At 71.4% G+C, this 12070-nt stretch carries 10 protein-coding genes; 7 read left to right on the top strand and 3 right to left on the bottom strand.

The window, feature by feature from the left end; translation table 11 throughout:
• Window positions 1–198 precede the first annotated feature (198 nt).
• The 4 genes from OG963_RS32135 to OG963_RS32120 all read left to right on the top strand — a co-directional run bounded on the left by OG963_RS32135 (window position 199) and on the right by OG963_RS32120 (window position 5854).
• Complete coding sequence (locus tag OG963_RS32135) at window positions 199–762, top strand: carbonic anhydrase (protein ID WP_030919311.1); 564 nt, start codon at window positions 199–201, stop codon at window positions 760–762.
• Between the two features lie 241 nt (window positions 763–1003).
• The gene (locus OG963_RS32130; RefSeq protein WP_030919309.1) at window positions 1004–2056 is read left to right on the top strand and encodes a MoxR family ATPase; all 1053 of its coding nucleotides are present in this window, start codon (window positions 1004–1006) and stop codon (window positions 2054–2056) included.
• Window positions 2056–3444: a DUF58 domain-containing protein gene (locus OG963_RS32125; protein ID WP_093771609.1), complete on the top strand. Its 1389-nt coding sequence runs from the start codon at window positions 2056–2058 to the stop codon at window positions 3442–3444. The genes OG963_RS32130 and OG963_RS32125 overlap by 1 nt, the downstream gene beginning before the upstream one ends.
• A 10-nt stretch (window positions 3445–3454) precedes the next feature.
• A complete protein-coding gene (locus OG963_RS32120) occupies window positions 3455–5854 on the top strand; it encodes a DUF3488 and DUF4129 domain-containing transglutaminase family protein (RefSeq protein ID WP_371799727.1) in 2400 nt (799 codons plus the stop codon).
• A 250-nt stretch (window positions 5855–6104) separates the two neighbouring features.
• Here OG963_RS32120 and OG963_RS32115 read toward each other — a convergent pair whose 3' ends face one another.
• The 3 genes from OG963_RS32115 to OG963_RS32105 form a co-directional block, all read right to left on the bottom strand.
• Complete coding sequence (locus tag OG963_RS32115) at window positions 6105–6497, bottom strand: DUF3040 domain-containing protein (protein ID WP_030919300.1); 393 nt, start codon at window positions 6495–6497, stop codon at window positions 6105–6107.
• A gap of 315 nt (window positions 6498–6812) precedes the next feature.
• On the bottom strand, window positions 6813–7571 hold the full coding sequence (locus OG963_RS32110; protein ID WP_030919297.1) for a methyltransferase: 759 nt from the start codon (window positions 7569–7571) through the stop codon (window positions 6813–6815).
• A 102-nt stretch (window positions 7572–7673) separates the two neighbouring features.
• On the bottom strand, window positions 7674–8222 hold the full coding sequence (locus OG963_RS32105; RefSeq protein WP_030919295.1) for an SAV_6107 family HEPN domain-containing protein: 549 nt from the start codon (window positions 8220–8222) through the stop codon (window positions 7674–7676).
• A 165-nt stretch (window positions 8223–8387) separates the two neighbouring features.
• Between OG963_RS32105 and OG963_RS32100 the strand changes: the two genes are divergently transcribed.
• Genes OG963_RS32100 through OG963_RS32090 form a run of 3 tightly spaced genes read left to right on the top strand, consistent with a single transcriptional unit; the run spans window position 8388 to window position 11927 of the window.
• Window positions 8388–9227 carry an ATP-binding cassette domain-containing protein gene (locus tag OG963_RS32100; protein ID WP_093929625.1) on the top strand — a complete coding sequence of 280 codons (840 nt, stop codon included), beginning with the start codon at window positions 8388–8390 and terminating at the stop codon, window positions 9225–9227.
• Window positions 9199–11286 carry a YhgE/Pip family protein gene (locus tag OG963_RS32095; RefSeq protein WP_093929624.1) on the top strand — a complete coding sequence of 696 codons (2088 nt, stop codon included), beginning with the start codon at window positions 9199–9201 and terminating at the stop codon, window positions 11284–11286. Before OG963_RS32100 ends, OG963_RS32095 begins: the two co-directional genes overlap by 29 nt.
• A 29-nt stretch (window positions 11287–11315) precedes the next feature.
• Window positions 11316–11927 carry a TetR/AcrR family transcriptional regulator gene (locus OG963_RS32090; protein ID WP_030919287.1) on the top strand — a complete coding sequence of 204 codons (612 nt, stop codon included), beginning with the start codon at window positions 11316–11318 and terminating at the stop codon, window positions 11925–11927.
• Window positions 11928–12070 lie beyond the last annotated feature (143 nt).

Genomic DNA, 12070 nt, shown 5'->3' with positions numbered 1-12070 from the left:
TTCCCGTCACCTTAGTCCACCCTGCCATTCGATCGATTCCCGATCAATCAGCCCGGCAGCGCGTCGCCCCGCCCGCTGTTCACTCGGTCGAGTGAGCCGGCCTAGGGCTTGTGGGTTACCTCACAACAAGCCTCGTTGACGTTCTTTGTCCCTTCTCACGGCACGCCAGGGTGATCCGCGGCGGCTAACGTCATATCCATGTCGACTTCCGCGCAGTCCTCCGCTGAGCATCCCGCACCCGCTGCCGGCCAGGCCCGCACCGGCGGGACGGTCATCGACCACCTGGTCGAGGCGAACATCCGTTACGCGGCCGAGTTCGACGATCCCGGTATGGACGCGCGGCCGGTGCTGAAGGTCGCCGTGGTCGCCTGCATGGACGCCCGGCTCGACCTCCACGACGCGCTCGGTCTGGCGCTCGGCGACTGCCACACCATCCGCAACGCGGGCGGCGTCGTCACCGACGACGTGATCCGCTCCCTGACCATCAGCCAGCGGGCGCTCGGCACCCGCAGCGTCATACTCATCCACCACACCAACTGCGGCCTCGAGTCGATCACCGAGGAGTTCCGTCAGGAGCTGGAGGCGGAGGTCGGCCAGCGGCCGGTCTGGGCGGTGGAGGCGTACAAGGACGCGGATCAGGACGTACGGCAGTCGATGCAGCGCGTCCGCACCTCGCCGTTCCTTCTGCACACCGATGACGTCCGCGGCTTCGTCTTCGACGTGACCAGCGGCTTGCTGCGCGAGATCCACCCCGTCATCTGACGCTCGCGGAATTTTTTCCGGGCACCTAAAATGCCCCCGACCCTGACATTTCGCACCCACTTATCCACAGGCGAGTGACACGAAGCGGTAACGGCAACAAGAATGCGGGTGTGACATCCCACCGGACCGTTCCGGCGGGGGTCCGTTTATCGGGGTGGCCGGGCCAACTACCAGCGCATCGGCCCGTGAATGGGGTATCCCCTGCTCCTTGAGAGCGTGGGGCAGGGCCGAGGAGGGCCGGGTGACGACCTATGACGATCGAGCGAGCCTCACAGATCTGACGACCACAGCGGAGCGGGTGCGCAGGTCGGTGGAGGCTGTGATCGAGGGCAAGCCTGAGGTCGTTCGGCTTTCGCTGACCGTGCTGCTCGCAGAGGGGCATCTCCTCATCGAGGACGTCCCCGGGGTGGGCAAGACCATGCTGGCCAAGGCGCTCGCGCGGTCGATCGACTGCTCCGTGCGGCGCATCCAGTTCACACCGGACCTGCTGCCTTCCGACATCACCGGTGTGTCCATCTTCGACCAGCAGCGGCGCGACTTCGAATTCAAGCCGGGTGCGATCTTCGCCCAGATCGTGATCGGCGACGAGATCAACCGCGCCTCGCCCAAGACCCAGTCCGCGTTGCTGGAGTCGATGGAGGAGCGCCAGGTCACCATCGACGGGCACAGTTACGAACTGCCGGACCCGTTCATGGTGGTGGCCACGCAGAACCCGGTGGAGATGGAGGGCACGTATCCGCTGCCCGAGGCCCAGCGCGACCGGTTCATGGCCCGGGTGTCGATCGGCTATCCCAGCGCGGAGGCCGAGCTGCAGATGCTCGACGTGCACGGCGGGGTCTCCCCGCTCGACGATCTGCAGCCGGTGGCACACGCCCACGACATCGTGAAGCTGATCGAGGCGGTGCGGACCGTCCATGTCGCCGAATCCGTACGGCGGTACGCGGTGGAGCTGGTCGGGGCCACCCGGAACCACCCGGATCTCAGGCTCGGAGCCTCGCCGCGCGCCACGCTGCACCTGCTCCGCGCGGCGAAGGCCTCGGCGGCGCTGAGCGGGCGGGACTACTGCCTGCCCGACGACGTGCAGGCGCTGGCGGTCGCGGTGCTCGCGCACCGTCTGCTGCCCACCGCCCAGGCCCAGTTGAACCGTCGTACCGCGGAGCAGGTCGTGCTGGAGATCCTGCAGCAGACGCCGGTGCCGACCGCCGGTGGCGGTGCGACCGTCCCGGCGCCTCCGCAGCACCAGCCCGGCCCCGTGTACGGCCGGCAGCAGCCGCCCGGCATGCGGCGGGTGTGATGGCAGCAGGGGGGCCGGCCGCGATGAACGACGGCGACGACAAGGGCGGTCTGCGGGCCGCGCTGGGCGGGCTCACCACACGCGGGCGGTCCTTCCTCGCGGCCGGGATCGCGGCCGCGGTCTGCGCCTACGTGCTGGGCCAGGGCGACCTGCTGCGGGTCGGGCTGCTGCTCGCCACGCTGCCTCTGGTCTGCGTGGCGGTGCTGTTCCGCACCCGCTACCGGGTCGCGGGCACCCGGCGGCTCTCCCCGTCCCGGGTGCCCGCGGGCACCGAGGCGCGGGTGCACCTGCGGATGGAGAACGTGTCGCGGCTGCCCACCGGGCTGCTCATGCTGCAGGACCGGGTGCCCTATGTGCTCGGGCCGCGGCCCCGGTTCGTCCTGGACCGGGTGGAAGCGGGCGGCCGACGCGAGGTGTCGTACCGGGTGCGGTCGGATCTGCGCGGGCGGTATCCGCTCGGACCGCTGCAGCTGCAGCTGAGCGATCCGTTCGGGATGTGCGAGCTGACCCGCTCGTTCAGCGCGTACGACACCCTGGTCGTCATCCCGCGGACCCAGCCGCTGCCGCCGGTCCGGCTAGCGGGCGAGGCCGCCGGGTACGGCGAGGGACGGCAGCGCGCGCTGGCCTTGGCCGGTGAGGACGACGTGATTCCACGGGGCTACCGGCATGGCGACGATCTGCGTCGGGTCCACTGGCGCTCCACCGCGCGCTACGGCGAGCTGATGGTGCGCCGCGAGGAGCAGCCCCAGCGGGCCAGATGCACGGTGCTGCTGGACACCCGGCGGATCGCCTACCAGGGGACCGGGCCCGACTCGGCCTTCGAATGGGCGGTGTCGGGAGCCGCATCCGCGCTGGTGCACATGCTGGAGCGGGGCTTCGCGGTGCGGCTGCTGACCGACGACGGCAGTTCGGTGCCGGGCGAGGGTGAGGGCGGATTCGCCGGTTCGACCCACGAGTCCGCCGACTCGGCGGGACTGATGATGGACACGCTCGCGGTCGTCGACCACTCCGACGGGGGCGGCCTTTCGCGCGCGTACGACGTGCTGCGCGGCGGCAACCAAGGGCTGCTGGTCGCCTTCTTCGGCGATCTGGACGAGGAGCAGGCGGCGGTGGCGGCCCGGATGCGGCAGCGCAGCGGCGGCGCCGTCGCGTTCGTGCTGGACAGCGACACCTGGGTGCAGGGAGAGTCGCACGGCGCCGCTCCTGCGGGGGCGGAGGAGCGGCTGCGGCTGCTGCGCGAATCGGGCTGGACAGCGGTCCTGGTGCAGCCCGGGGCCGATCTCGCCCAGTTGTGGCAGCTGGCGGGGCAGCAGAGCGCCGTGACGCAGTCCGCCCTGTCGGGCGGCTCCATGGGCGGTACGACAGGTTTCACCGGGGGATGGTCATGAGGGGACGGGCATGAGCGGTCGTGGTCGGCTGGCGCTGTGCGCCTTTGCGGCGACGCTGTTGGCAGCGGGTTCGATGCTGCCCTTGGTCGACCCGGCCTCCTGGATCGTGCAGGCCGCGTTCCTGCTGGCGATCCAGAGCGGAGTGGGCGCACTCGCCCGCCGGGTGCCGTTGCCCCGGCTGCTGATCATCACGGTGCAGTTCCTGCTCACTCTGGTGATGCTGACCGTGGTGTTCGCCCGGGGGCAGGCCCTGGTCGGTTTCCTCCCCGGTCCCGAGGCCGTCCAGCGGCTCGCCGACCTGCTCATCGCAGGTGCGGACGACGTCGGGAGGTACGCCATCCCGGCGCCCGCGACGGACGGCATCCGGCTGATGCTGGTCGGCGGTGTGCTGCTGATCGGTCTTGCCGTGGACACCCTCGCGGTGACGTTCCGCAGCGCGGCTCCGGCCGGCCTGCCCCTCCTCGCGCTCTACTCGGTCGCCGCGGGACTGTCCGGTGGTGCGGGGCGGCTGTGGTTCCTGCTGGCGGCCTCCGGCTATCTGATCCTGCTGCTGGCCGAGGGCCGGGACCGGATCTCCCAGTGGGGGCGGGTCTTCGGCGGCACGGGCCGGTCACCGAGCGGTCTGGCGGCCGGTCTCGAAATGTCGAGCGGGCGGCCGCTCGCACCGGTCCGCACCGGGCGGCGGATCGGTGCGCTGGCGCTGGGTATGGCCCTGGTCGTACCGACGTCCGCGCTCAGCGGTGGTTGGCTGACCGGTTCGGGGAGCGGCTCCGGCAAGGGCGGAGGCGGCGGCACGATCTCCGCGGTGAACCCGCTGGTCTCGCTGCAGAACGATCTGAACCAGCCCGAGAACCGGCAGGTGATGTCGTACCGCACCAATTCCGGCAGCCCGCAGGACTTCTACCTGCGGATCCTGGCGCTGGACCAGTTCACCGGGAGCGAGTGGCGGCCCTCGCGGCGAAGCCTGCAGGACGTGCCGAAGCGGCTCCCCGACCCGGACGGCCTGGCCGCGGACGTCGCCGTCACAGAGATCAGGTCGAACATCTCCGCGTCCCGTTCGTACCAGCAGACCTACCTGCCGCTCCCCTACCCCGCGACCGAGATCAAGATCGGCGGGAACTGGCGTTACGAGCGGACGGGACGCACCCTCGTCGGGGATCGCGGCCAGACGACCCGTGGGGCGCAGTACACGGTCTCCAGCCTGGTGGTGCAGCCGACCGCGGATCAGCTCGCCGCGGCGGGCCCGGCGTCGGCATCGATGCGGCGGGAGTACACCCAGGTACCCGGCTCGCTGCCGAAGGTCGTCAAGGAGACGGCGGAGCAGGTGACGAAGGGTGCCACCGACAACTACGAGCGAGCGGTGAAGCTGCAGAATTTCTTCGCCCTGGACGGCCGCTTCACCTACGACACCTCGGTGACCTCCGGCACCGGCTCGGCCGCGATCGGCCGGTTCCTGAAGGCCAAGCGGGGTTTCTGCGTCCATTTCTCGTTCACGATGGCCGCGATGGCGCGGACGCTGGGCATTCCGGCCCGGGTCGCGGTGGGCTTCACGCCCGGCACCGGGCAGTCGGACGGTTCGATGTCGGTGGGGCTGCGCGATGCGCACGCCTGGCCGGAGCTGTACTTCGAGGGCATCGGCTGGACCCGCTTCGAGCCGACCCCGACGCGGGGCAGCGCGCCCGAGTACACCCTGCCGGACGCCCCCGCGGGCGGCTCGGCCAACCCGAGCCGTCCGCAGGCGAGTGCTTCGGCCGCGCCGTCGGCCGCGCCGTCCGCGTCGGACAGCTGCCCGCCGCAGCTTCGCAGGCAGGGCGAGTGCGGCTCGTCGACGGCGCCGGGAGCAGCGGCTCCGCAGGACCCGGGCACGCCGGTGGGCACCGTCGTCCGGGTGGTTCTGGCGGCCCTGCTGGTGCTCGCACTGCTGCTGTTGCCGTTGTTCTGGCGGGTTCGGGTACGTACGCGCAGGCTGAACTGGTCCGCGGGGCGTACGCCGGCGGACGCGACAGCCAGAACGCTGGCGGCCTGGCGGGAGATCACCGACACGGCGTGGGACCACGGCATCGGCCCCGACGACTCGCTGACCCCGCGCAAGGCGGCAGCGCGGGTCGTACGGCTGGGGCGGCTGGACCCCGACGAGGCCGCAGCCGTGCACCGGGTGGCAGGCGCCGTGGAGCAGGTGCTCTACGCCCCGCAGCCCCGGGCGGCCACCGGGCTCGCCGAGGACGTGGAGACGGTGCGGGACGGGGTACGGGCCTCGGCCGACCGCTTCGCCCGGATCCGCGCGGTGGTGGCACCACGTTCGGCCGTTCGGGTGATATGGGCGGCGTCCGAAAGCTGGTCCGCGCTCATCGACCGGTGGGCGGCGCGGTGGCGCGGGTTGCCGCGGTGGCCGTCCCGCCAGCGGGGCTGAGCAGGGGGCGCGGTCACCGGCCGCGCCTCTTCCTCCTCACCGGACGTACGGGCTCGGTTCTCGGCCCGCCCCGGGGTTGGAGAACGCCGTGAGCGGCAGGGACCACTGCCCGGGGGAGTGCCTTCGCCTGCCCTTGGGCAGGGGGAAATCGAAGGACGGTACCGCCAGGGGCGGCAGGCGGTACACGGACATGGGTGAGGGGCGGCCGCGATGATGCGGCCGCCCCTCACCAGCACACGTTCAGAAGCGCTTACTGACCCTGCTCGTCACGGCGGCGCTGCCACCGCTGCTCGATCCGGTTCATCACGGTTCGGCGTTGCTTGGGGTGTCGGCGCTCGCCCTTGCCCCCGGACGCCTGCTGCTCGCCGGGCTTGGGAGCCTTGCGCCAACCGGTGACCGCAAGGACCGCGCAGCCCAGCATGACGAGGAACCCCACCACGCTGATCCAGATCTGCTGGGCGACCATTCCGGCCATGAGGAGCGCGATACCCACAAGGAAGCCTGCGACCGCCTGGTAAACCCGTCGCCGGGTGTACGTACGCAGCCCGCTTCCCTCGAGCGCTGTCGCGAACTTGGGATCTTCGGCGTACAGCGCTCGCTCCATCTGCTCGAGCATTCGCTGCTCGTGCTCCGAGAGCGGCACGGAGTCCTCCTCGTCGTCGGCCGCGGGGGGCGGCCGGTATGCGGCCCTTCCAGGATAGGCAGGGATTCGCCCCCGTGAAACCCGCCCTGTTCGCCAATCAGCCAGTCCGGGCCGCCACAACGGCTCAGCTGCTGAGGCGTAGATTCCCCAACATCCGATCCGTCATGCCGGATGGTGTCCCCCGATCATACGGTGACTGCGCCCCGATCGGGGGGCCTGTGGCGTACTCCATCTGCAGCTGCGTCGCTGATCAGCCGCGCTGCCGCCGCACTTCGGCCCGGCCCGCACCGCTCGCGGCCGGGCCCCGGCCGTGACTCAGGCGCGCTTCGTGCCCAGAACGTGCAGCTGGGTCGCGACCGAGCGGAACGCCGGGAGTTCCGCAACCGCGGTCTCCAGCTTCAGCAGTGCCTCCATCGCGCCGGGCTCGGTGTCCACCAGAACACCCGGTACGAGGTCGGCGAAGACCCGTACGCCGTGGACCGCGCCGACCTCGACGTCGGCCGCGGAGACCAGCTCGGTGAGCTGTTCCGCGGTGTACCGCCGGGGCACCGGGTCGCCCGCCCCCCAGCGGCCCGCCGGGTCGCTGAGCGCCTGCCGGGCCTCGGTGAAGTGACCCGCGAGCGCCCGGGCAAGGACGGCGCCGCCGAGGCCGGCGGCGAGCAGGCTGAGCTCACCGGACGGGCGGAGCGCGTCGACGGCGTTGCGTACGCCCTCGGCGGGGTCGTCGACGTACTCCAGGACGCCGTGGCACAGCACCGCGTCGTAGCCGCCGCGCTCGACCACCTCGAACAGGCCGAGGATGTCGCCCTGGACGCCTCGGACGCGATCGGCGACCCCGGCCTCGGCGGCGCGGCGCTCCAGCGCGAAGAGCGCGTTGGGGCTGGGGTCGACGACGGTGACCCGGTGGCCGAGGCGGGCGACCGGCACCGCGAAGTTTCCGGTGCCGCCGCCGGTGTCCAGGACGTCCAGGGCGTCCCTGCCGGTCGCCTTGACCTGACGGTCGAGAGCGTCCTTCAGGACCTCCCAGACCACGGCGGTACGGAGGGAGGCGCGGGGGCGCAGCTGATCCGACACGGCAGTTGACTCCTCGGCACGGTGCCGCCACTGACGGCGGAGCGTGAACGGTGCAGGTGATACAGGCGCTGTCCACCCTATTGCCTCGGGCCACCGCAGCCGTCATCCCGCGTCGGGCCGCCCCTGCCGGGCCTGAGGGAGCGTCGGTTGGAGCACCAGGAGCCGCTCCACCAGGCGCAGGAACATGGCCGCGTCACGCAGCAGGTCGTCGGCGTCGCGACTGCTGGCCGCCCCCGGTATGCCCGCTTCCGCCCGGGCCCTGCGGCGGGCCCCTGAAGCGAACAGGGCGCTCCATTCGGTGAGCTCGGGGGCGATCTCCGGGAGGACTTCCCAGGCGCTGCGGATCCTCTCCCTGCGTCGCCTGGTCGTTTCGGGCCGGCCGCGGGCGGCGAGCACGGCGGCGGCGGTGCGCAGCGCGGCGAGGTGAGCGGTGGCATAGCGCTCGTTCGGCACGGCGAGCACGGCGGCCTCTTCGAGGCCATCGCGGGCCTGGGCCAGCAGATCGAGGGCGGCGGGCGGCGCGGTGGCCCGGCGCAGCACCGGGTGGACGTCGTTCGCCGGTCCGCTCGAAGACGGGGCGGGGCCGGTCGGTGAGGGGGCAGGGCCGCCTGCGCGGCGCCGAGAGGCGGCAGCTGCGGACGAGTTGGCCATGACGAACCTCCTGTCGTCGTGTGACGGCTCCGTGGCCGTATGCATCCATCGTGGGGCCCACCACTGACAATCGACCTCGATCGCCCCCTGACCTGGCCTTTTGTGTCGCGCGCAAGTTCGAGCTATCTTTTTGTACTGACCAGTCAGTTCAAAAGAGGAGGGTCTGTGGACAGCCCGCACGGGGCAGCTGTCACCGCCGAGGACTTCGGGCTCAAGGGACCGCGCGGCTGGGCCTTCCGGGGCGTACGGCTCGACGCCCCGCCCGGCGCCCTGGTCGCGATCGAGGGTCCGTCCGGCTCCGGCCGCACCTGCCTGCTGCTGGCCCTGACGGGCCGGATGCGCCCGTCCGAGGGCCGGGCCGAGGTGGGCGGCTTGCGCCTGCCGCGCCAGATGGCCGCCGTACGCAGGATCAGCGCGCTCGGCCCGGTGCCGGGCGTCAGCGAACTCGACCCGGCCTTCACGGTCGCCGAGCACCTGCGCGAGCGCGCCCTGCTGCAGCGCCGGTACGACGGCTCGCTGCGCGCCCTGCTCCGCCCCCGCGCCGAGCGCGCCGCCACGGCCCGCAACCGGATCGAAGCCGCACTGGAGGCCGCAGGACTCGACTTGGCGACCCTGCCCAAGGCCGAGCGGACCTCCGTACGCGATCTGGAGCGGCTGGAGGCGCTGCGGCTGTCCGTCGCCCTCGCGCTGATCGGCCGGCCGCCGCTGCTCGCCGTGGACGACACCGATCTCAAGCTCTCCGACGCCGAGCGCGCCGAGGCCTGGCAGCTGCTGCGTTCCGTCGCCGACGGCGGCACGACCGTGCTCGCCGTGTGCAGCCAGGCGCCCGGGAACGCCATCACCGTCCGCACGGACAGCACGGGTACCGCGGACATCACGGCGGCGGACGCCACGGACGCGTCCGAGCCCGCAGAGGCCCCCGAGGCGACGGCCGAGAAGACCACCGACGAGAAGACCATCGATGAGGGGACGGCCGATGCGTTCGCCGAAACTGGCCGCGCTTGAGCTGAAGCGTTTCGGCAGGGGCAGGCTGCCCCGCGCCGCACTCGTCGCGCTCCTGCTCCTGCCCCTGCTCTACGGCGCCCTGTACCTGTGGTCCTTCTGGGACCCGTACAGCCGCCTCGACAAGATCCCTGTCGCCCTGGTCGACAACGACAAGGGTGCCACCGCCGCCGGAAAGCGCATCGAGGCCGGGGACGAGATCACCGGCGAGCTGCTCGACTCCAAGATCTTCGATTGGCACGAGGTCAGCTCCGCCCAGGCCGACCGGGGCGTCGAGGACGGCACGTACTACCTCTCGCTGACCGTGCCGACGGACTTCAGCGAGCGGATCGCGTCCAGTTCGGGTGACTCCCCCGAGACCGGTGCGCTCCAGGTGCGGACGAACGACGCCAACAACTACATCGTCGGGCAGATCTCCCGGACGGTGTTCTCCGAGGTCCGCACCGCCGCCTCGGTCCATGCCTCGCGCGGCTTCCTCGACCGGATCTTCATCTCCTTCTCCGACCTCCACGACGCGACGGCGAAGGCCGCCCAGGGCGCCGACGACCTCAAGGGCGGGATCGGCAAGGCGAAGAAGGGCTCGAAGGATCTCGCGGACGGGCTCAAGGACGCCAAGTCCGGCAGCGGTCGGCTGGAGAGCGGAATAGCCAAGCTGAACAAGGGCGCCGGTGACCTCGAGACCGGGTCCCGACAGGTCGCCGACGGCACCCAGCTGCTCGCCGACAAGGTCAACGGGGTGGCGGCCGACGTCCGCCCGTTCCTGAAGGACAACGGCAGGACGATCGGCGACACCGCCCGGCTGGTCGCCGATTCCTCGCAGGCCGTACGGGACAACCTCGACCTTCTGGTGAAGACGGCACCGACCGCCGCGACCGCCGCCCACGAGGCCTCCGACGATCTGGCCGACGTCTATCGCACCCGCTGCACCGAGCAGTTGCTCCCCGACCCCACCGTCTGTCCGCCGCTGAAGCGGGCCACGACTGCCGCGGCCGATGTCGCGAAGGTCGCCGACGATGTGAACGTACTGGTCAAGGACCAGAACGGGGATCTGAAGAAGCTGCGCGGACAGCTGGCGACCCTGCAGAAGCAGGCCGACGCCCTCGCCGAACGCTCCCCGCACCTGGACGAGGACCTGAAGTCCGCCGTCGCGAAGGTCAACGCGCTCAACACCGGTGCCCACAAGGTCGCCAAGGGCGCGGACGAGCTGCACACCGGCCTGGCCACCGCGAGGACCGGATCCGTCGACCTGAACACCGGCGTCGGCGAACTCAAGAAGGGGGCCACCAGTCTGGACGGCGGGCTGATCCGGCTCGGCGACGGTTCGGCCTCGCTCGCCCAGGGGCTGAACGACGGGGTCGGCAAGATCCCCGACTACGACAAGCAGGACCGCGACCGGCGCACCGATGTGATGGCCGACCCGGTGAAGCTCGCCTCCCAGTCGTTGCACAAGGCCCCCAACTACGGCACCGGGTTCGCCCCCTACTTCATCCCGCTCTCCCTCTGGGTGGGCGCGATGGTGGCGTACATGCTGATCCAGCCGCTCAACCGGCGGGCGCTCGCCGCCGGGGCCTCCGCCTGGCGGATCGCCCTCGCGGGCTGGCTGCCGGTGGCCGCGATCGGTCTGCTGCAGGTCGCCGCTCTGATGTCCGTGCTGCACTGGGGGCTGGGACTGCAAATGGCCCACGCCGCCGGAACGATCGGCTTCCTCGCGCTTGTGACCTGCTGCTTCGGCGCGATCGTGCAATGGCTGAACGCACGGTTCGGCGCGGCGGGACGGATTCTCGTACTTGCCGTGCTGATGCTGCAGCTGACCTCGGCCGGAGGTACGTATCCCGTCCAGACCAGCCCCGGCTTCTTCGGTGCGATCCACCCGTATCTGCCGATGAGCTACATCGTCGAGGGGCTGCGCCGGCTGATCACGGGCGGCGGGCTCGGTCCGGTCTGGCAAGGCTGTGCGGTGCTCCTGGCGTTCACCGCGGGGGCGCTGGCCCTGACCGCGGTCGCCGCGCGCCGCAAGCAGGTGTGGACGCTGGACCGGCTGCATCCGGAGCTGAGCCTGTGAGCGCGCCGGGACCTGTGAGAATCGACCGCATGGACAGCAGCAGCACCACGCGTCGCCAGGCCACCCGGCAGAAGCTCTACGAGGCGGCCGTCACGCTCATCGCGGAGAAGGGCTTCTCGGCGACCACGGTCGACGAGATCGCCGAGCGCGCCGGGGTCGCCAAGGGCACGGTCTACTACAACTTCAAGAGCAAGACCGAGCTGTTCGAGGAACTGCTGCGGCACGGCGTCGGCCTGCTGACCGCGTCACTGCGGTCCGCGGCCGAGCAGACCGAGGAGCGCGGCGGCACCCGGGTCGAGGCCCTGGACGCGATGATCAGGGCCGGTCTGGTCTTCATCGACCGCTATCCGGCCTTCACCCAGCTGTACGTCGCCGAGCTCTGGCGCACCAACCGTGCCTGGCAGGCGACCCTCCTGGTGGTGCGTCAGGAGGCCGTCGCCGTGGTCGAGGACGTGCTCCGGGAGGGCGTCGGGAACGGCGAGCTCAGCCAGGAGATCGACATCCCGCTGACGGCGGCCGCACTGGTCGGCATGGTGCTGGTGGCTGCGCTGGACTGGCAGGCGTTCCAGCCCGAGCGGTCCATCGACGATGTGCACTCGGCGCTGTCCCTGCTGCTGCACGGCCGGGTCAGCGGACGCTGATACGCGTTCCTCCCCGAGAGCGTCCGCACGCACAGAAGCGCCGGTCCCACGAGGCTCGATCCCCCCGAGCCTCGTCCGACCGGCGCTTCCCGTGCTGCCGGAGGGCCTTCCCTGACCCCCGTGTTCCCCCGTGGTCCCCGGGC

The sequence above is a fragment of the Streptomyces sp. NBC_01707 genome (assembly GCF_041438805.1).
Taxonomy (GTDB): domain Bacteria; phylum Actinomycetota; class Actinomycetes; order Streptomycetales; family Streptomycetaceae; genus Streptomyces.
Note: the sequence above shows the minus strand (reverse complement) of the source record. Positions and strands in the feature narration are given on the sequence as shown.